We start from the raw sequence: 19,442 nt of genomic DNA on the forward strand, positions 1-19,442 counted from the left end.
CCGTTGACCGTGCAGTTGAGCGGGGTGCCGGTGCCGTTGACCAGGAAGCCGAACGCGGTGGAGGCGCCGGCGGCGAGGGTGCCGTTCCAGGACACGTTGGCGAAGGTGTAGCGACTGCCCGAGGTGGTCTGCTGCGCGTTCCACGACTGGGTGATCGTCGAGGAGGACGGCAGGTCGAACTCGACCCGCCAGCTGGTGATCGGTGCGGAGGTGTCGTTGGTGACGGTGACCTGCCCCTGGTAGCCGTTGGCCCAGTTGTTCGTCACGGAGAACACGGCGATCGCCGCGCTCGCCGGGGTGGCGGCGACTACTGCCACCCCGGCGAGCAGGCCGGCGACGGCCAGGGTCGTGACAAGTCTCGGTGTGCGCATGCGGAACCCGCTTCGGATCGACGGTGGCGGTCTGAGGCGGGGCGGCGCCTCCGCGCACGATATCGATCTATCTCGATTAGGGCAAGGCCTGCGTGGTCACTGACGCAGCGCGTTGAGCACCAGGTCGGCGTACCGACGCCACACCGCCGGGTCGCGCTCGTCGAGCACGATGAGCTGCCGAACCGCCCCGCAGAGGAGCACCCGGATGTCCCGCTCCCCGGCGTCGGAACGAATCTTGCCGGACGACCGGGCCGCCGCCACCAGCTGCCCGATCAGGCCCAGGATGCGCGCGGCGGGCACCAGCCGGCCCTCCAAAAAGGCGTCGGCGAGGACCCGGTCGCGCGCGAGGCGTCCGAACAGGTCGGGCACGAAGGAACACCACTCCCGGTACACGTCGACGCCGTCGAGCGCCGCGCGGACGCGCTGCTCCAACTCCTCGAACTGCCGCTGGACGACCGCGACGATCAGGTCCTCCTTGCTGGGGTAACTGCGGTACACCGTCGCGCGCCCCACCCCGGCCCGCTCCGCCACCTGCGGCACCGTCACCTGGAGACCCTGCTCGGTGAAGAGCTCCCGGGCGGCGGCGATGACCCGCTCGTGGTTGCGTCGGGCGTCCAGCCGACGGCGGGGCGTATCCGGGTCGCTCGTCGTCGGCGGGGTCATGGCCTCAGTCTGCCCGCTCGGTCTCGTCGCCCAGCAGCGGCTCGTCGCCGTACACGGTGGTGAGTTCGACGTTGAGCACCGTCGCCAACCGTCCGAACGACCAGTAGTAGCCGACCACCTGGAGCACCTCGACGATCTCGCGCTCACTCAGGATCCGCCGCACCTGGTCGAAGAGGTCGTCGGGAACGCGCGGTGACCGCACCACCTCGGCGGCGAACCGGATGAGCGTCCGGTCGTACGCCGACAGGTCCGGGTTGTCGATGTCCTGGCCGCCGATGATCTCGCGTGTGCGCTGGTCGACGCCGGCCGCTTCGGCGATCGGGCGGTGCTGTGCCGCCACGAACTCGGACTCGGCGTACTCGGCGACCGTCAGGATGACCAGCTCCCGCGAGCGGGCGGGTAGCTCCAGCGCGGTGAACTGCGCCCTCGCGAGCTGGATGAACAGTTTCACGGTGCCGACCGAGTGGGTCATCATCTTGACCATCGGGTCCGGCGGCAACGCGGACAGGAAGTCGCGGACGTCGGCTGGGACGAGGTTCGGGTCGGGATCGTTGAGTCGGGGCATGATGCTCTCCTGTGTTGTTGTCGAGACGGTTCAGGCGGGAAGGTCGAAACCGATCTCACTGAGGTGGTGGAAGCGGCCGTCCTCGGCGTACGACCCGAAGATCGCGATCTCCCGCTTGGCGGTGGACCCGTCGGCCAGGGTGATCTCGAAAACGTGTCGTTCGGCGTAGCGGGAACCGTCGCGCAGCTCGTCGAGGACGGTCACAGTGCCGCTGACGATCTGAGTGCGTGCCTGTGTCACCATCTCGGCGAATTCGGCCCGGTCAAGGGTCTTGCCGTCGCTGCGGTGGGTGTAGTCGGGGGCGTAGAACTGGTCCAGCGCCTCGCTCAGGTCGCGCTTCGAATCGAAGGCCACCGCGAGCAGGGCGTCGCTAATCCGCACCGGATTCATGGGACTCCTCTTTCTCACTGTCAGACAGATCCGGACTCGTAGGTCCGCTTAGCTGTCACCGTACCGGACTACGGAGTCCGCTTCCAGTGAGAGTCGTCACCGAGCAGCTTGGGATCGACTACCGCCTGCCGACCCCTTCGGCAGCACCGTCCCCCCATCGACCTCGGTGGTGCGCGACCCGAACCCGCCGCGCCAAACGCCCGCGGTGGTCGTAGCGTGGACACATGCGAACCACCACGCTGGGCAGCGCAGGCCCCGAGGTCGGCGTCATCGGCCTCGGCTGCATGGGCATGAGCCACGGCTACGACATCAGCGGTCCACGCGACGACGACACCTCGATCGCCGTCATCCGACAGGCACTGGACCTGGGCGCGACGCTGATCGACACGTCGGACGTGTACGGGCCGTACACGAACGAGGAACTGGTCGGGCGAGCGCTGGCCGACGGCCACCGGGAGCGGGCCGTGCTGGCCACGAAGGTCGGCCTGGTGGCCACCTCCCCCACCGGCGGCCCCGGCAACTCACCGACGATCGGCAACAACGGCCGCCCGGAGCACATCCGCGCGGCGATCGACGAGAGCCTGCGCCGGCTCGGCACCGACCACGTCGACCTCTACCAGTTGCACCGGGTCGACCCGCAGGTGCCCATCGAGGAGTCCTGGGGTGCGATGGCCGAGGTCGTGGCGGCCGGCAAGGCGCGGCAGATCGGGCTCTCCGAGGTGACTGTCGCCCAGATCGTGCGGGCCCAGGCGGTGCACCCGGTGGCGTCGGTGCAGTCCGAGCTGTCACTGTGGACCCGCGACCCGTTGACCGAGGTCCTGCCGTACTGCGCCGAGCAGGGCATCGCCTTCCTGCCGTTCTCCCCGATCGGCCGCGGTTTCCTCGCCGGCCGGTTCACCTCGTTCGACGACCTGCCCGCCGACGACTTCCGGCGCGGCCTGCCGCGCTTCCAGCAGGACACGCTGCGCGCCAACCTCGCCATCGTCGCCCAGGTCCGGGAGATCGCCGACCGGGCGGGCGTCAGCCCCGCGCAGGTCGCCCTCGCCTGGGTGGTCGCCCAGGGTGACCAGGTCATCCCGATCCCCGGCACCAAGACCCCGAAGTACCTGGTGGACAACTGCGCCGCCGCCGACGTGCGGCTCAGCACCGAGGACCTGGCCGACCTGGACGCGCTGCCCGCACCCGAGGGCGGCCGCTACTGAGCCTGCGGCGGCCCGGCACCACACGGCCGGGCCGCCACCGGCGGGCCGAACCGGACCCCGACACCGGGCGAGTAGAGCACGCTGACCGGCGGCCCGACCGGCGTCGGCAGCCCGGCGGCGGCAACCAACTCGTCATCCAGGTGCAGCAGCTCGGCCCGCCGCAACGGCCAGCGCGGATGCCAGTTCGGCAGGTGCAGCGTGCGCCCGTACGCCCGGGTGTGCAGCCCCCAACGGGCGGTGAGGAAGTGTTCGAGCGGGGTCGGGTCGACGATCCGCTCCCCCACCCGCACCACCATCCGGCTCGTCGTGCCCGCCGGCCCGGGCCAGCGCCGCCGGCACCGGTAGGTGCGGCGGTCACCGTCGCGTTCCACCCGCATCGACGACCAGAGGTACGGCAGGCGCAACGTCGCCCGCGCCACCAGCACCGGCACCAGCCGGGACGCGTCGAGCGACCGGAACACGACAGCTCGCCGGCCGGCGTCGTCGACGGAGTAGAGCCGGACGTTGGTCTCGGCGAAGGTGCCGAAGTAGGGCACCCCCGGGCCACGGCCGAAGCCCAACCCGACCATCCGGAAACCGATCAGGCCGACGTAGCTGACCCCGTCCAGCGTGTCCGGACGGGTGCCGACGGGCAGCAGCGGCGCGACGAGTTCCGGGGCGACCGCCCAGTGCAGGAAGGTGAGGTCCTCCCACCGCTGGCGCAGGACCGCCCAGGCGAACGCCTGCCGAGGCGCGTGGTCGACCGGTTCGGGATGCACGCTCTCATCCTGGCCCAGCCGGTGGGCCGACGTGGTGTCAGGCGTGCGGACCGACACTGACGGTGCCGATGGTCAGCGACACCTTGCCCTCCAGGATCGCGCCGACCCGTTCGACCTCCTCCCCCAGCGCCCGCTCCTGGGCGGCGTCGAGCGTCCGCAGCGGCTCGACGGTGACCCGGATCGAGCGGCCGGAGCGGCGTTGATGCCACACGCCGGCGACCACCCCGTCCACCAGCAACACCGGATAGTTGCCGGCCTGTCCGTTGGCGAGCGCCCGGTGGGCGACGGCACCGGGGAAGAGCTGCTCGCGGGGGTGACAGCCGACCGCGTACGCGTCGAAGTAGGGCAGCAGCCGCAACCCGGACGGCCGGTCGTCGGGGAACCCGGTGTCGTCGGCGGCCACCCAGGCCCGGGTGCCCTCCACTGTCACCTCGGTCAGGTCGAGCGAGCCGAACAGCCACGTCCCCCATTCCGAGGGGACCGCCAGCCACCGGGCGAACTGCGCCGGGGTGGCCGGCCCGTACGCGTACAGGTAGCTGTGGACGAGTGCGGCCAGGGCGGCGTGACCGGGCATCGGCGCGAAGTCGGGCAGCCACCTCGTCGGGCTGGTGTACGTGGTGACCCGACCACGGTTCGGGCCGAAGCAGACCACACCGCTACGGGTGGCGGCGGGCATCGCGGCGACCCACCGGGGCCACATGTCCTGAAAGGCCTCCATGACCAGGTCACCCGCCCACGGGCCGGTGCGGGCGACGATCTCCTCGGTCAGTTCGGCGGTGGTCAGGTCGGCCTCGGCGACCGCGTCGGCGATGGCCGCGAGGACCTGCTCGGTCTGCCGCGGCGTCAGCAGGATCACGCTCCGTTCCCATGACGGAGCCGGCAACGCGGTCAGCGCGCCGACCCACATCGGCAGGTCCGCTGCGGCGAGCAGGTGCACCGTGCCGCGTGGCCCCCGGGTCTTCACCAGCGTGCGATCCGTCCACAGTGCCCGGCGCACGTGGGCGCGGGTCGCGCCCGGCACCCGCAGCCCGACGGACAGTTCGGCGGCCGACGCGATCTGGGCGTGCGCGCCGCACACCGCCGACACCACGTCGGCGATGCTCCCGGCGTCCGGTGCCGCGCCCGCCACCGGTGCGCGGAGCCGGTGCCGCTGAAGACGTCGGGCGAAGACCTGCGCCCAGCTCAGCTCGGTCATCGCAGGCCCTTGAAGAACGCGCGGATGTCCGCGGCGTGCGCCAGCGGCTCGTCCATGGCCACGAAGTGCCTGCCCGGGTTGCCCTGCGGCCAGTGCACGATGCTGTTGTCCCGTTCGGCGAGGCGGCGCATCAGCGCGGACCCGCCGCCGTACACACCGGAGGGCACCCGCCGCTGGCCCCTCGGCCAGGCGAAACCGCCATCATCGGCAACGGTCAGCCGCTCGTACATGGGCCACGACGACGTTCCGGCCGCGCCGGTGAACCAGTAGAGGCTCACATTGGTGAGCAGGTGGTCCCGATCGATGGCCTGCTCCGGCATCGGCACCGTCATGGTGAACTCCTTGAACTTCTGCATCATCCAGGCCAGCAGCCCGACCGGCGAGTCGTTCCAGGCGTACGACAGGGTCTGCGGCGCTGCCCGCAGCAGGGCGTGATGGTCCACGCCACCGCTCATCCACCGCTGCATCTGCTCCCACTCGACGCGCTCCGCCGCGCTCATGTCCGGCACGTCGGCTTCGGTCGGGAAGCCGAACCCGCCGTCGATGTGCACGCCGACCACCCGTTCCGGCGCTACCGCCGCCACCCGCGGCGCGACGTACGCGCCGAGGTCGCCGCCCTGGGTGCCGTAGCGGTGGTAGCCGAGCCGGGCCACCAGCTCCGCCCACATCCGGGCGAGCCGGTCGACAGTGAACCCGGCCGGCGGCGCCTGCGAGAAACCGTAGCCGGGCACCGACGGGACCACCAGGTGAAACGCCTGGGTGGGATCACCACCGTGGGAGCGCGGGTCGGCCAACGGGCCGATCAGCTCGGTGAACTCGACCATGGAGTTCGGCCAGCAACGCCGACACGCTGGAGTGGTTGGCGTGGCGCCTGCTGACTCTCGGTTGCGACATGCAGGTGCACGAGCCGCCGGAGTTGATCGCGCACCTGCGGCAGATCGGCATCCGGGCCACCCGCGCCGCCGACCCTTCCGCAGCGTAGGACGGCCAGCCGCTCGAGGCATCGACACGCCGCTCCGCCGTACGCTTGACGGAGCGCAATCCGCAGAAATGGCACTTTCGGGGAGGAAATGGTCGTGACGCAGAGCGACGCGGAGCTGGTCGTGCTCGCGCAGGCCGGAGACCCGGCCGCGCTCGGTGTGCTGCTGGCCCGACACGAGGCCGGGATGCGGGCCGTCGCGCTGAGCGTCCTCGGTTACGGACCGGACGCCGAGGACGCGGTGCAGGACACGATGCTCGTCGCCCTCCGTCGCATCGGCGAGGTCCGCGACCCGAGCGCCGTGGGCCCCTGGTTGCGGGCCATCGTCCGCAACAACAGCCGGACAGCGTTACGCCGGCCCCGAGCCGTCCCGGTCGCCGAACCGGAGTGGTTCTCCCGACCGGCCGACACACCCACCCCGGAGGAGGCACTGGACCGGGCCGCGATGCGCGACTGGGTGTGGCACTCCATCGAGCAACTGTCCGAGCCTGACCGCCTCGTCACCCTCCTGCGGTACTTCAGCGACGCGTCCTCGTACGAGCAGATCGCGGCCGTCTGTGGCGTGCCGGTCGGCACCGTCCGCAGCCGCCTCAACCACGCCCGCCGCGCGCTCGCCGGCGGCCTCCGCACGGCGGCGACGACGTCGCACGCGGACGTCGCCGCCTCCAACGACACCCGGTGGCGGGAGGGCCGCGACATGATCGCCACCGCGATGGGCGGCGACTTCGAGCGGGTGGTGCGCGAGAGCTGGTGGCCGGACGCCCAGATGATCGTGCCGGGCGGCCCGCGCGGCGACCGTGACCTGGCGATCAAGGGCATGAACTCCGACCTGGCCGCCGGGGTACATCAGCGGCTGCGCAACGTGGCGGCCAGCGGCGACGTGCTGATCTGGGAGACCGACCTGATCAGCCCGCCCGACGACCCAGAGCACTGCCCACCAGCGGCGCTGTGGTTGCAGGTGCTGCGGGAGGGCCGGGTACGCCAACTCACCCTCTTCCACCCCGTTCCGGCGCGAGCCTGAAAAAAACCTCCCGACCGAGCGAACTTTTCTCTCGACCCGCGCATCTGGTCCGTGTCATGCACCAGTCGCCGTGTCGGCGGACGCCGCGCGGGTCCCGGATCGGGAGATAGTTCATGGGTTCCACCAGCCACGACGTCAGCGCCCTCGCACCCGGCGCCCACACGTTCACCGTCGACGGCGTTCGGCAGGTCTACCACGTCGCCGGCAGCGGCCCGGTCTGCGTGGCGCACTCCGGCGGCCCGGGCATCGAATGGGAATACCTGCGAACGCCCGGCCTTGAGGCGCACTTCACCATGGTCTACGTCGAGCCGGTCGGCACGGGTGCGTCCGGGCAGCTCGACAACCCCGACGATTACCGGCTGGACACGTATGTCCGGTTCCTGCACGCCGTCGTCGAGCACCTCGGCGAACCCCGGGTGTATCTCCTCGGGCACTCGCACGGCGGTTTCGTCGCCCAGCGGTACGCGCTCACCCACCCGGACCGGATCGCCGGCCTCGCCCTGTACGACACCTCACCCGTCACCGGCGCCGAGTTCTGGGCCGAGGCCATGGCCGGCCTCGCCGCCTACCCGCAGCGGCACCCGGACCGCCCGGAGGCTGCGGCGGTTCCGGCCGCCTTCGCGCAGATCGGCGGCGCGACGGACGACGAGTCGTTGGGGGCCGCGTTGCGCGCCGCCCTGCCGGTGTACTTCGCGGACTTCTGGGGTCGACAGGACGAGTTCGCCCCGTTTCAGGCGGCCGTCCGGATCTCGGCGACGCCGGCGGGCGCGCAGGACCCCACACCCTTCGACGTGCGGGACAACCTCGGTCAGATCACCGTGCCCGTCGTGGTGATCGTTGGCTCGTACGACTTCATCTGCGGCCCCCGCTGGGCTGAGCAGTTGCACGCGGGGCTTCCGGACTCGCGGCTGGTGACGCTGGAACGAAGCGGACACTTCGCGCACATCGAGCAGCCGGTCGAGTTCACCGACGCCGTGGCGGAGCTGCTGAAGCGCTGACCCATCCCGGCGGGGCGCACGTCGAGGTCGGTTCGTCACAGCGGGCAGGCCTCGGGGTGCGGGCGCGTTGCACGGTCATAGGCTGAACGCTTTGCTGCGCCGTGACAAAGAGGAGACCGCCGTGAGCCAGACCGAACGGATCGATTCCGTCGACGAGTGGAACGTGGCCGAGGACGACGGGGTCCTGGACGCCTCCGACACTCTCGACGACGACCGGGTCGGCGACCCCCTCGACACCGGCATCGTCGCCGAGGACCACTGGACGGCGGCAAACCGGTTCGGCACCACGCCCGCTGAGGAGCGGGCGGGCGAGTCCCTGGAACAACACCTTGCCCAGGAGGTGCCGGATGTCGACCCGTACGCCGAGGGTGATGAGGACGAGGACGAGCTGATCCGTCGGGGGTACGAGACGGAGGCTCGCGCCGGCCGTCTCGTCGCGTACGACGAGGGCGTCCGCGAGGACGACGAGGACGAGGCCGTGGCGTGGGACGCCGGCATCGACGCGGGTGCCGCCAGTGCGGAGGAAGCGGCGATCCACGTGGTGGACGACCCGAACGGGCCTGGCGACGGTCCGTTGCGCTGATGACGTACCGGCCGCGCTCAGCACCTCACCGGGTGCCGAGCGCGGCCGGGTCGGTCAGTGGATGACGACGGGCGTCTTGACCTGCTCGCCCTGCGGGTCGTCGAGCTGTGCCGGCCGCCGTCGGCGCGGCAGCAGTGCCGCCGGGATGAACGTGAGCACGACCAGCGCGAACGCGACCCAGAACGTGGTGGCGAACGACTTGGCGGCGAAGTCGAGCCCGCGCTCGATGAGCGACGGGTCCACCGGCATCTGCTGAAGCAGTTCCGGCCGCTGCTGGGAGGCGATGGCCAGCCCCGCCTCGGTGACCGGCTTGCCGCTCTCGTCCACCAGGCCGGGGATCGGCCGGGACCCGTTCAGCTCGTTGGTGAGGATCACCGACATCACGGCGGCACCGACCGAGCCGCCGATCTGCTGGAGAATGTTGACCAGCGTCGAGCCGCGCGCCACCTCCTGCGCCTGCAACGTCCGCAGCGCCGACGTCATGATCGGCATCATCGTGCCGCCCATGCCCAGACCCATCACGAACAGCGAAGCACCGAGCAGCCAGTACGAGGTCTGCGGGTCGACCTGGGTGAAGCCGAAGAACCCGACGACGATGAGCCCCAGCGCGAACGGGACGGTGCGCCCGATCGGCACCCGGTCAGCGAGTGTGCCGGCGATCGGCATGGTGATCATCGCGCCGATGCCCTGCGGGGCCATCAGCAGACCGGCGGCCAGCGTCGACTCACCGCGCACCTGCAGGAAGTAGCTCGGGAACAGCAGACCCGCGCCCATGAACGCGATGATGAAGACGAACATCGTCACCGACGCGATGGTCAGGCTGCGGTTGCGGAACAGCCGCAGGTCGAGCAGCGGGTGTCGGGGCTTGAACGAGTAGAGCACGAACGCCACCACCAGCGCGCCGCCGACCAGCATCGGGGCCCAGACCTTGGCCTCGGCGAAGGTGCCCACCTCCGGCAGGGACGAGACGCCGTAGAGGAAGAGGGCGAGGCCCGGCGACAGCATGAGCATGCCGACGAAGTCGAAGGACTCGGACGGCTCGGGCGCGTCCTTCGGCAACGCGAACTGCGCGTAGATCAGGGCGATCACACCGATCGGCAGGTTGATCAGGAAGATCCAGTGCCAGCTCGCGGTGTCGATCAACCAGCCACCGAGGATCGGGCCGCCGATCGGGCCCAACAGCATGGGGATGCCGAGGACGGCCATCAACCGGCCGATCCGGTGCGGGCCGGCCGCCCGGGTCATGATGGTCATGCCCAGCGGCATGAGCATGCCGCCACCGAGGCCCTGCAGGACCCGGTAGCCGATCAGCTCGCCGATCGTGTCGGCCATGGCGCAGAGCCCCGACCCGATCGTGAACAGGGCCAGCGCCACCATGTAGAGCCGTTTGGTGCCGAACCGGTCCGCCGCCCACCCGCTGAGCGGGATCACTGTGGCGAGCGCCAGGGTGTAGGCGGTCATGGTCCAGGCGACGCGGGCGTAGGACGCGTCGAACTCGCTCTGGAATGTGGGCAGCGCCACGCTGACCACCGTCACGTCGAGGATCGACATGATCGCGCCAAGGACGACGACGCCCGCCACCTTCAGCACCGCGGCGTCGAGTTTGTCCGATGTCGCGACAGATTGCTGTGTCACTAACTCTCCTGAAGTCGATTGAGCCGGCCGATGGTGGGCGGTGGCGGCGATGCCGCGCCTACCGGGCGCGGGGCGCGACGTGCCAGGACGACGACGCGCGGAGGAAGACTAACCGCCAGTTGTGACGATTCGCCGCCGGATTAACGCTCCCCCCGGCGTCGCATCCGATCGGCCGTACGACTGTGACTGGACGTCGGGGTGTCGATCAGGCGGCAGAACCGCAAGCTGGCAGCGGGTCGCAGCCCGGACCAGCACGGCACCGGCCAACGCGGCACCGGCCAACGGCTGGCTGGCGACTACGCGATCACCGTCGTGACGATTGGCACGTCAACCACAGCGCGGGCGAATGATCGGCAGCGAACCTAGTTGCCGCGTTTGCTGGCGTCGAGGGCAGCCTGCTCCACTCGCTGGCGGTAGTCCAGCCACCACGACTCGTCGGCCGGGTGCAGGTTGTCGTTCTCAGACAGCAGCCCGACCGTGCCGTCGATGAGTTCGCGCACGATGTCGGCGTGGCCCGCGTGCCGTTGTGTTTCCGCGATGACGTGGACCAGGACGTGGTGCAACGTGACAGCAGTATCGCCCCACCACGGCACGCGGCCGACCTCATCCAGTGCAAGGGTTTCGATGGTGGCGTCGGCGTGGGCGATCGCCCGACGGTACAGCGCGACGATCTCCTCACGGGTCTCATCCGCGGTTGCCCACATGTCGGCGTTGATCTCCGCTCCGTCGCCGACGTACGGCAGTTCCTCTTCGAACGGCCGGCCGAACACGACGCCGAAGTAGAGGACCTCCATGGCCGCCGAGTGCTTCACCAGACCGAGCAAGTTGGTTGCGGTCCGGGTCAACGGGCGCCGAATGTCGTATTCGCTGAGCCCGTCGAGCTTCCACAGCAGCGTGTCGCGGCCGCCCTTCAAGTAACTGTGCAGGTCTGCCTTCATCGCGGCACTATGGCATCCGGTTGGGTGTCGGCGCTGCCCCGGACGATCCGCGGAACGCCATGATCGACCGGAAACGTCCTAGACGGTGACCACCGGCACGGTGGCGGTCAGCGCCCAGTCGTGCCCGATGTCGGCGGCGGCGCGCAGCAGCCGCGGCAGGTGCTCCTCGCGCAGCGTCTCCAGCGAGGTTTCGGCGGCGTGCACTGTCACGTTGATGGCGGCGACGACCCGCCCGTCGCCGTCGCGTACGCCGGTGGCGACGGATCGGATCCCCGGAGCCAGGTCCTGGTCGGCGAGCGCCCAGCCCTTCGCTCGGACCTCGCGCAGCACGGCGTCGAGGTCGCCCGGTGCGGGCTGCCAGCGTGGCGTGATGCCGGAGCGGCTGGGCTCGGCGAGGACGGCCGCCAGCGTGTCCGGCGGTAGCGCGGCGAGCAGCACCTTGCCCATGGAGGTCGCGGGTGCCGGGAAGCGGGTGCCGATGGTGACGCCCAGTGTCACGATCTTGGGGACGGCCACCCGGGCGACGTAGACGATGTCGCTGCCGTCGAGCTGGGCCATCGAGGTCGACTCGTTGGTCTGCGCGACGAGTTTCTCCATGTGCGGGCGGGCCACGTCCCACATGTTCAGCGCGTTGACGTACGCCATCCCCAGCTCAAGGACGCGCGGGGTGAGGGTGTGACCGCGGCCCGCCGCGCGGACGTAGCCCAGCGATTCGAGCGTGATGAGGATGCGCCGGACGGTGGGGCGGGCCAGGCCGGTGGCGGCGGCGATCTCGCTGAGCGTCATCGAAGGGGTGGCGGGACGGAAGGAGCGCAGGACGTCGAGGCCACGAGCGAGAGCCTCGATGAAGTCGGGCCCGGCGCCCCTTCCGTTGTCACCCATGTCCTAATGCTTCCATTGCGCCGACCCGGCGTCCCACTCGGTGTACTGGTACGGGTTCTCCAGGATCGCGGTCTCGGGGATGTCCGGGTTCATGCCGCGCTGCCACGGCTGCTCCCCCATCGTCTCGCGCAGGTGGTCGATGGTCGACGCCACCCGGGCCCGCGCGGCGGCGAGGTCGACGCCGACGAGGCGGCCGTCCCGCTTCACGACCCGGCCACCGACGAGCACGGTGTGCACGTCGGCACGCTGGGCCTGGAAGACGACGTGACCGTGCGGGTTCAGGATCGGGAACATCGCCGGCGAGGCGTCGTTCTTGATCAGGACGACGTCGGCCTGCCGGCCGGGGGTGAGCGCGCCGATCGTGGCATCCATGCCGAGCGCGCGGGCGCCACCTCGGGTGGCCCACTCGACGACCTGCTCGGCGCGCAGGTGGCAGTGGGTGATGGTCTCCTGCTTGGCGTGCGCCTCCAGGTGCTCCCGGGAGCGGTCCGCGCCGAGCGTGCTGCGCATCGCGGAGAAGAGGTCGCCGCTCCACCACACGCTGGTGTCCATCGACAGTGACACCGGGATGTCGTGGTGGCGCAGCTGCCAGGTGGGTGGGTAACCCTGGCCGGCGCTCTGCTCACTCTCGGTGGAGACGGAGACCGAGCCGCCGGTCGCGGCGATCCGGTTGTACGAGTCGTGGGTGAGCGTCGCCGCGTGCACGTAGACGGTCGACGGGGTCATGAACCCGTTCTCGTGCATCAGTCGGATGCCGTCGTCGTTGGTGGCGCCCCACACGCCGGCGTGGGTGGTCACCGGGGCGCCCAGTTCCCGGGCCACCTCGAACGCGGCCCGTTCCGGGAAGGCGGGGTCGCCCGTGACGTCGAACGCCAACTGGAAGCCGGCGAGCTTGCCGCCGTCGATGCGGCGGCGGTGGAAGTCGCGGAACTCCGGCGAGGTGGCCCACTCCCACGGCCCCTGCTGGATGTTGCCGTAGGCGAGCACGAACCGGCCGTCGACCGCCTCCAGGGCGTCCACGGCGGCGTCGGCGTGCTCGGGGGTCTGCAACCCGTGCGACCAGTCGACTGTGGTGGTGACGCCCGCGTCGATCGCCTCGATCGCCCCGAGCAGGTTGCCGGCGTAGACGTCCTCGGGCCGGAACAGCTTGCCCGACTCGAGGTAATACCAGACGAAGTACTGGGTCAGGGTCCAGTCGGCGCCGTACCCACGCATCGCGGTCTGCCACAGGTGCCGGTGGGTGTCGACCATGCCGGGCATGAGGATGCCGTCGGTGGCGTCGATCTCCAGGGCGTCGTCGGGTGCGGTGAGGCCGACGCCGACCTCCGCGATCCGGTCGCCGACGACCAGCACGTCGGCGCCGGGCAGCACCGTGTGCGCGTCGTCCATGGTGAGAACCAGGCCGTTACGGAAGACCACCGGCCGGTCGGTTGCGCTCATCGCCACCCATTCCTTTCCGGGGTACGAGGGGACTCCGGACTCTTGTCCGCTGTGCGGCCAGCCCGGGTGGCGCAAGTGTGGTCCGGGTCACGATTCGTGTCAAGAGCCTGATCTCGCTCAATAGGCAGCCCGTTGACAGGCTCCACGCGGTATCGCAAGCTGTCACGGCGGACATGTGTCCGTAGAACGGGCGGAAACATGGTGCAACATTCGACAGGGCCGTTGGCCGGGCTGCTCGTCGCGGACTTCTCCCGGATCCTCGCCGGGCCGTACGCGACGATGCTCCTGGCCGATCTCGGCGCACAGGTGATCAAGGTGGAGAGCCCCGGTGGCGACGACACCCGCACCTGGATGCCACCCACCCGCGACGGCGTCTCGACGTACTACCTCGGCATCAACCGCAACAAACGGTCGATAGCCCTGGACCTCAAGAAACCCGACGACCTGGCCGCCGCGCAGGAGTTGGCACGCCGCGCCGACGTGCTGATCGAGAACTTCCGGCCCGGTGGCCTCGCCCGGTTCGGCCTCGACTACGACACCGTCACCGCGACCAACGAGAAAATCGTGTACGCGAGCATCAGCGGCTTCGGCACGGGCGCCGGGCGGGACTTCCCCGGCTACGACCTCATGGTGCAGGCCATCTCGGGCCTGATGAGCCTCACCGGCGACCCGGACGGCTCGCCGTACCGGGCCGGGATCTCCGTCTTCGACGTGATGGCCGGGCTGCACGCGAGCATCGGCATCCTCGCCGCCCTGCACCATCGTGGCGAGACCGGGCGAGGCCAGCACGTCGAGGTCAACCTGCTCAGCTCGGCGCTGTCCGGCCTGGTCAACCACTCCAGCGGCTACGTCGCCGGCGGCACCGTCCCGTTCCGGATGGGCAACGCGCACCCCAGCCTCTTCCCGTACGAGCCACTGCCCACCGCCGACGGCGAGCTGATCGTCATCGCCGGCAACGACGGGCAGTTCCGCAAGCTCTGCCAGGTGCTCGACCTGCCCGGCCTGCCGGACGACCCGCGTTTCGGCCGCAACCAGGACCGCACGGCCAACCGCGAACAGCTACGGCCCCTACTGGTCGAACGGCTCGCCAAGCGGACCAAGGACGAGTGGTTCCGGGACCTGCTCGCCGCCGGCGTCCCGTGCGCGCCGATCAACACCATCGACGGCGGTGTGGCGCTCGCCGAGGAGTTGGGGCTCGACCCGGTCGTCACCGTCGGCGACGTGCCCGGTGTCCGCAACCCCATCACGTTCTCCGACACCCCGGCCCGGTACGAGCTGCCGCCGCCCGGGCTCGACGAACACGGCGAGGAGATCCGCGCGTGGCTGACGAACTGAGCTTCCCGACCGGCATCGGCACCTCCGACCCGACCACCATCTCCCTGCTGGGGCAGGACCTGGCCGCCGACCTGATGGGCACCGTGGGCTTCGGCGAGCTGGCGTACTGGCTGGTCGCCGGCCGCCGCCCCACCCAGGGTGAGGTACGGGTCTTCGAGGCGGTGCTGGTGGCGCTCGCCGACCACGGCTTCACCCCCACGGCGATCGCGGCCCGGCTGACGTACCTGTCCGCGCCCGAGTCGTTGCAGGGCGCCCTCGCCGCTGGCCTGCTCGGCGGCGGCTCCCGCTTCCTCGGTGTCACCGAGGACTGTGGACGTTTCCTCGCCGACACGCTCGCCCAGGCCGGCGAGGTGACCGACTACGACGCGGTGGCGCTCGACGCGGTCACCCGGGCCAGGCAGGAACGCCGGCTGGTCCCCGGGCTGGGGCACCCCGTGCACAAGGAGCAGGACCCGCGCACCCCCGTGCTGATCCGCATCGCCACCGAGGAGGGCCTGCACGGCCCGCACCTGCGGCTGTTCGAGGCGATCGGACGCGTACACCCACAGGTTCTCGGCCGCACCCTGCCGCTCAACGGCGCCGGAGTGTGCGGCGCGGCCCTGGCCGACCTCGGGCTCCCCGTCGAGATGCTGCGCGGTTTCGCCCTGCTCGCCCGCGCGGCCGGGCTGCTCGGGCACCTCGCCGAGGAGCGACGACGACCGCTCGGCATGGACATCTACCGCACCGTCGACCGCAACGCCGTCTACGAACCCTGACCCCCTCTGCCACCCCCGAAAGGAGTGGGAATGGCCTCCATCGTCGCGGTCATCGCCTCCACCCACCACCCCTTCTACTACCGGGCCAGCACCGCGACCGGGGAGGATCGACCACCGTTCGCCGACGAGTGGACCCGCAAGATCCTGGCGTTCCGGGAGACGTTGACCCGGGCCCGACCCGACGTACTGGTGATGGTCGGCTCCGACCACTTCCACCAGCTCTGGCTGGACAACATGCCGCAGTTCCTGGTCGGCAAGGCGCCCTGCTACGACGCCAACTGGTACAACGAGGAGCGCGAGTTCGGGCTGCCCCGGATGCTGCTCAAGGGCCAGGAGGACCTGTCCGGGCACATCCTGCGGGCCGGGCTCGACGCCGGGTTCGACCTCGCGTTCAGCAACGAGCTGCGCATCGACCACAGCATCACCTGCCCGATCATCACGCTGCGGCCCGAGGCCGACCTGCCGATCGTGCCGATCTACACGAACATCTTCGCGCCGCCGCTGCCGCAGCCGAAGCGCTTCGTCCAGCTCGGCCAGAGCATCCGCGAGATCGTCGAGTCGTGGCCGTCGCACCTGCGGGTGGCCGTCATCGGCACCGGTCACCTCTCACTGGAGCTGGGCGGTCCCCGGCAGTTCGGCCCGCACGGCCCGGACCCGGAGTTCGACCAGCGGGCCGTCGGGTGGATCGCCAACGGCGACCTGGACGAGTGCCTGCGCGAGGTCACCCTGGACAGCCTGCACTCACCGGGCAACGCCACCCACGGCTTCATGGACTTCATGCTCATGATGGGCGTGGCCGGTGCCGGCGTGAAGGCCGACTACGTCGACACCCTCGATCTGTTCCACACCATGGAGGCGTACTTCACCTGGTACCCGAACGGAGCGCCGACGGTATGAGCAAATACCTGCTGAACAAGTTCCTCTTCACTGTCGACCGGGACCCAGAGCTGGTCGAGCGCTACCGCAGCGAACCGCGCGAACTGGTCGCCTGGTGGGAGGCCGAGCGCGCCAACGCCGTGCTGAACTGCCACACCGGCGAGGCGAGCACCTGGCTGCGCTTCGACGACGTGGAGCGCGAGGCGTTGGCCACCCACGACCACGTGAAGCTCTTCGAGTTGGGCGCACACCCGTTCCTCACCCTGACCCTCTTCATCGCCCTCTTCGAGCGGGACAACACCGAGCCGCTGGAATACCAGAAGTCCTACGGAGCGCGGCTGGCCCACTTCTCGATGCCCTACCCGGACATCGCGACGTGATCCGCGCCGCCCTGCTCACCACCTGCGGCACCGCACCGACGATCGTCGAACGGCCGGCACCGGCGCCGGCCGACGGCGAGGTGGCGGTCACCGTCGAGGCGGTGCCGATCACCCCGCTGGACGTGCTCTGTGCCAGCGGCACCAGCTACTTCGGCCCGCCGAGCACCCCGTACGTGCCGGGCGTGCAGGGGGTCGGTCGGCTCGCCGACGGCACCGCGGTCTGGTTCGGCACGTCGGCCGGGATGCGTTCCGGTGTGGACGGCAGCATGGCGAGCACTGTCACGGTGCCGGCCGCCGACGTGGTGGCGCTGCCGGACGGCGTACCGCTGACCCTGCTCGCGGCCCTGGGCCTCTCCGCGGTCGCCGCCCACGCGGCGCTGACCGACGCCGGCGGCCTGGCTGCCGGCGAACAGGTCATCGTGCTCGGGACCGGGGGTGTGGTGGGCCAGGCCGCCGTCCAACTCGCGCTGCTCGGCGGCGCCCGCCGGGTCATCGCCGTGGCCCGCTCGGCAGCGGCACGGGCCCGAGCCCTGGAGTTCGGCGCCGCCGTCGCCCTTCCGCTGCTCCCCGACGACGATGTCACGTCGATGGCCGACCGGCTGCGCCACGCCGCGGACGGGCCGGTCGACCTCGTCCTCGACCCGGTCTTCGGTGTCCCGGCCGCGGCGGCGCTGCGGGTGCTGCGCCCCGGTGGACGACTGGTCAACCTGGGCAGCGCGGCCGGCGCGACCGCCCCCATCGAGTCCGCCGTGCTGCGCGGCGGGGCGCTGCGGATCATCGGTTACACGAACAACGGGTTGTCGACCGCCGCGCGGGCTGCCGCGCTGAGCGTGGTGGCCGGGCACGCGGCGACCGGCCGGCTCACCGTCGACCACGAGATCGTGCCCTTCGACGCCGTCGCGGACGCCTGGGCCCGGCAGGACGCCGGCACCACCGCCGGCCGGATCGTCCTCGCGTTCTGACCGGGCCGGGCCCCAGCCAGGGATCACGGAACCCTGGATAAACCGCACCTGGTTGGGGTTCCGGCACGGTGCGACGGTCGGTCCATGACACCTTCCACCTACACCGTCACCGGCCACTGGATCGGCGGCGAGACCGTCACCGGCTCCGCCGACACCCTTCCCGTCGTGAACCCGGCCACCGGCCAGGTCGTCGCCGAGACCCCGGCCGGCACCGCCGCCGACGTCGATCGCGCCGTCGCCGCCGCCCGCGCGGCCTTCCCGGCCTGGTCGGCGACCACCCCGCAGCACCGGGCGGACGTGCTGCGCCGCCTCGGCGCCGGCCTCGCCGCGCGCACGGAGGAGATCGCCCAGGCGATCACCGCCGAGATGGGATCGCCGATCGGCATGTCCCGGACCGCCCAGGTCGCCTTCCCGGCCGCGGTGGTCGAGTCCATCGCCGGCCTGGCCGACGACTTCGCCTGGACCGAGGAGATCGGCAACTCGCTGATCGTCCGCGAGTCGATCGGCGTGGTCGGCGCGATCACGCCGTGGAACTTCCCACTCCAGCAGATCGTCTCCAAGCTGGCACCGGCCCTGCTCGCCGGCAACACGATGGTCTTCAAGCCGTCCGAGAACGCCCCGCTGACCGCGCGCATCCTCGCCGAGACCGCCGCCGAGGCCGGCGTACCGGCGGGCGTCTTCAACGTCGTCTACGGCACCGGCGCGACCGTCGGCGAGGCGATCTCCGCCCACCCGGACATCGACATGATCTCGTTCACCGGCTCCACCCGCGCCGGGCAACGCATCGCCGCGGTGGCCGCCGCGTCCGTCAAGCGGGTCGCGCTGGAGCTGGGTGGCAAGGGAGCGAACATCATCCTGGACGACGCCGACCTGCCCACCGCGGTCGAGCGGGGCCTGATGATGGCGTTCAGCAACGGCGGTCAGGTCTGCGGCGCGTGGCCACGGATGCTGGTACCCGCCTCCCGCCAGGACGAGGCCGTGGCGTTGGCCGTCGCGGCCGCGAAGCAGTACACCGTCGGCGACCCGGCCGACGAGGCCACCCGGATCGGCCCGATGGCGTCCGAAACCCACCGGCAGAAGGTCGTCGGCTACGTCGAGCGGGGCATCGCCGACGGCGCCCGGCTGGTGTTCGGCGGTCCGCAGCGGCCCGAAGGGCTGCCCGTCGGGGCCTACGTCCAGCCGACGATCTTCGCCGATGTCGACCCGGCCTCCGCGATCGCTCAGGAGGAGATCTTCGGCCCGGTGCTGACGATCATCCCCTACGCCGACGAGGAGGAGGCCGTGGCCATCGCCAACGGCACGATGTACGGCCTGACCAGCGGTGTCTTCGGTGAGCCGGAGCACGCCCTTGCCGTCGCCCGACGGCTGCGCGTGGGCCAGGTCGATGTGAACGCCGGCCACTGGAACCCGCTCGCCCCGTTCGGCGGCTACAAGCACTCCGGCAACGGCCGCGAGTTCGGCCAGCTGGGCCTGGCGGAGTTCCTGGAAACCAAGTCCATCCAGCGCTAACCCCC

The 19,442-nt window shown here is 70.8% G+C and carries 22 protein-coding genes; 11 read left to right on the forward strand and 11 right to left on the reverse strand.

Annotation, left to right across the window (positions count from 1 at the left end; translation table 11 throughout):
* From DLJ59_RS29905 to DLJ59_RS29920, 4 genes are all read right to left on the reverse strand, one after another.
* The coding region (locus DLJ59_RS29905; RefSeq protein ID WP_208648879.1) for a cellulose binding domain-containing protein at window positions 1–371 on the reverse strand (371 nt) is incomplete at its 3' end.
* Window positions 372–467: 96 nt separating this feature from the next.
* On the reverse strand, window positions 468–1,034 hold the full coding sequence (locus DLJ59_RS29910; RefSeq protein ID WP_124776816.1) for a TetR/AcrR family transcriptional regulator: 567 nt from the start codon (window positions 1,032–1,034) through the stop codon (window positions 468–470).
* Between the two features lie 4 nt (window positions 1,035–1,038).
* A complete protein-coding gene (locus tag DLJ59_RS29915) occupies window positions 1,039–1,599 on the reverse strand; it encodes a carboxymuconolactone decarboxylase family protein (RefSeq protein ID WP_124776818.1) in 561 nt (186 codons plus the stop codon).
* 30 nt (window positions 1,600–1,629) lie between these two features.
* A complete protein-coding gene (locus tag DLJ59_RS29920; RefSeq protein ID WP_208648880.1) occupies window positions 1,630–1,980 on the reverse strand; it encodes a hypothetical protein in 351 nt (116 codons plus the stop codon).
* A gap of 233 nt (window positions 1,981–2,213) precedes the next feature.
* On the opposite strand from DLJ59_RS29920, the gene DLJ59_RS29925 reads away from it, so the two are divergent.
* Window positions 2,214–3,191, forward strand: coding sequence for an aldo/keto reductase (locus tag DLJ59_RS29925; RefSeq protein WP_124776822.1), 978 nt, complete (start codon window positions 2,214–2,216; stop codon window positions 3,189–3,191).
* Here DLJ59_RS29925 and DLJ59_RS29930 read toward each other — a convergent pair.
* The 3 genes from DLJ59_RS29930 to DLJ59_RS29940 are packed head-to-tail and all read right to left on the reverse strand — an operon-like array spanning window position 3,185 to window position 5,968.
* Window positions 3,185–3,949 carry a YqjF family protein gene (locus tag DLJ59_RS29930; protein ID WP_124776824.1) on the reverse strand — a complete coding sequence of 255 codons (765 nt, stop codon included), beginning with the start codon at window positions 3,947–3,949 and terminating at the stop codon, window positions 3,185–3,187. The genes DLJ59_RS29925 and DLJ59_RS29930 overlap by 7 nt on opposite strands.
* Window positions 3,950–3,986: 37 nt before the next feature.
* Window positions 3,987–5,144: a winged helix DNA-binding domain-containing protein gene (locus DLJ59_RS29935; RefSeq protein WP_124776826.1), complete on the reverse strand. Its 1,158-nt coding sequence runs from the start codon at window positions 5,142–5,144 to the stop codon at window positions 3,987–3,989.
* Window positions 5,141–5,968, reverse strand: coding sequence for an alpha/beta hydrolase (locus tag DLJ59_RS29940; protein ID WP_208648881.1), 828 nt, complete (start codon window positions 5,966–5,968; stop codon window positions 5,141–5,143). The genes DLJ59_RS29935 and DLJ59_RS29940 overlap by 4 nt, the downstream gene beginning before the upstream one ends.
* Window positions 5,969–6,003: 35 nt before the next feature.
* On the opposite strand from DLJ59_RS29940, the gene DLJ59_RS37690 reads away from it, so the two are divergent.
* From DLJ59_RS37690 to DLJ59_RS29955, 4 genes are all read left to right on the forward strand, one after another.
* Complete coding sequence (locus DLJ59_RS37690; protein ID WP_244236300.1) at window positions 6,004–6,126, forward strand: WYL domain-containing protein; 123 nt, start codon at window positions 6,004–6,006, stop codon at window positions 6,124–6,126.
* A 94-nt stretch (window positions 6,127–6,220) separates the two neighbouring features.
* Window positions 6,221–7,144, forward strand: coding sequence for an RNA polymerase sigma factor (locus DLJ59_RS29945; protein ID WP_208648882.1), 924 nt, complete (start codon window positions 6,221–6,223; stop codon window positions 7,142–7,144).
* Window positions 7,145–7,257: 113 nt separating this feature from the next.
* Window positions 7,258–8,142: an alpha/beta fold hydrolase gene (locus DLJ59_RS29950; protein WP_124776830.1), complete on the forward strand. Its 885-nt coding sequence runs from the start codon at window positions 7,258–7,260 to the stop codon at window positions 8,140–8,142.
* Window positions 8,143–8,263: 121 nt separating this feature from the next.
* Complete coding sequence (locus tag DLJ59_RS29955) at window positions 8,264–8,725, forward strand: DUF5709 domain-containing protein (RefSeq protein WP_124776832.1); 462 nt, start codon at window positions 8,264–8,266, stop codon at window positions 8,723–8,725.
* Between the two features lie 54 nt (window positions 8,726–8,779).
* Here the strand turns inward: DLJ59_RS29955 and DLJ59_RS29960 are convergent, their stop codons facing one another.
* The 4 genes from DLJ59_RS29960 to DLJ59_RS29975 form a co-directional block, all read right to left on the reverse strand.
* On the reverse strand, window positions 8,780–10,360 hold the full coding sequence (locus DLJ59_RS29960; protein ID WP_124776834.1) for a DHA2 family efflux MFS transporter permease subunit: 1,581 nt from the start codon (window positions 10,358–10,360) through the stop codon (window positions 8,780–8,782).
* Window positions 10,361–10,722: 362 nt separating this feature from the next.
* Entirely contained in the window at window positions 10,723–11,298 is a 576-nt protein-coding gene (locus DLJ59_RS29965) for a DinB family protein (RefSeq protein WP_124776836.1), read from the reverse strand.
* A gap of 78 nt (window positions 11,299–11,376) precedes the next feature.
* On the reverse strand, window positions 11,377–12,180 hold the full coding sequence (locus DLJ59_RS29970; protein ID WP_124776838.1) for an IclR family transcriptional regulator domain-containing protein: 804 nt from the start codon (window positions 12,178–12,180) through the stop codon (window positions 11,377–11,379).
* A 3-nt stretch (window positions 12,181–12,183) separates the two neighbouring features.
* Window positions 12,184–13,620, reverse strand: coding sequence for an amidohydrolase family protein (locus DLJ59_RS29975; protein ID WP_124776840.1), 1,437 nt, complete (start codon window positions 13,618–13,620; stop codon window positions 12,184–12,186).
* A gap of 198 nt (window positions 13,621–13,818) precedes the next feature.
* On the opposite strand from DLJ59_RS29975, the gene DLJ59_RS29980 reads away from it, so the two are divergent.
* From DLJ59_RS29980 to DLJ59_RS30005, 6 genes are all read left to right on the forward strand, one after another.
* Entirely contained in the window at window positions 13,819–14,955 is a 1,137-nt protein-coding gene (locus DLJ59_RS29980) for a CaiB/BaiF CoA transferase family protein (RefSeq protein ID WP_124776842.1), read from the forward strand.
* Window positions 14,940–15,710 (forward strand): citryl-CoA lyase, encoded by a 771-nt coding sequence (locus DLJ59_RS29985; protein ID WP_124776844.1) that lies wholly within the window; start codon window positions 14,940–14,942, stop codon window positions 15,708–15,710. Before DLJ59_RS29980 ends, DLJ59_RS29985 begins: the two co-directional genes overlap by 16 nt.
* 30 nt (window positions 15,711–15,740) lie before the next feature.
* Window positions 15,741–16,607: a DODA-type extradiol aromatic ring-opening family dioxygenase gene (locus tag DLJ59_RS29990; protein WP_124776846.1), complete on the forward strand. Its 867-nt coding sequence runs from the start codon at window positions 15,741–15,743 to the stop codon at window positions 16,605–16,607.
* Window positions 16,604–16,966 carry a hypothetical protein gene (locus DLJ59_RS29995; protein WP_124776848.1) on the forward strand — a complete coding sequence of 121 codons (363 nt, stop codon included), beginning with the start codon at window positions 16,604–16,606 and terminating at the stop codon, window positions 16,964–16,966. The genes DLJ59_RS29990 and DLJ59_RS29995 overlap by 4 nt, the downstream gene beginning before the upstream one ends.
* Entirely contained in the window at window positions 16,963–17,928 is a 966-nt protein-coding gene (locus DLJ59_RS30000) for a quinone oxidoreductase family protein (RefSeq protein ID WP_124776850.1), read from the forward strand. The genes DLJ59_RS29995 and DLJ59_RS30000 overlap by 4 nt, the downstream gene beginning before the upstream one ends.
* An 84-nt stretch (window positions 17,929–18,012) precedes the next feature.
* The gene (locus tag DLJ59_RS30005; protein ID WP_124776852.1) at window positions 18,013–19,437 is read left to right on the forward strand and encodes an aldehyde dehydrogenase family protein; all 1,425 of its coding nucleotides are present in this window, start codon (window positions 18,013–18,015) and stop codon (window positions 19,435–19,437) included.
* The last annotated feature ends 5 nt before the right edge of the window (window positions 19,438–19,442 follow it).

The sequence above is a fragment of the Micromonospora inaquosa genome (assembly GCF_003857055.1).
GTDB classification, from domain to species: Bacteria; Actinomycetota; Actinomycetes; order Mycobacteriales; family Micromonosporaceae; genus Micromonospora; species Micromonospora inaquosa.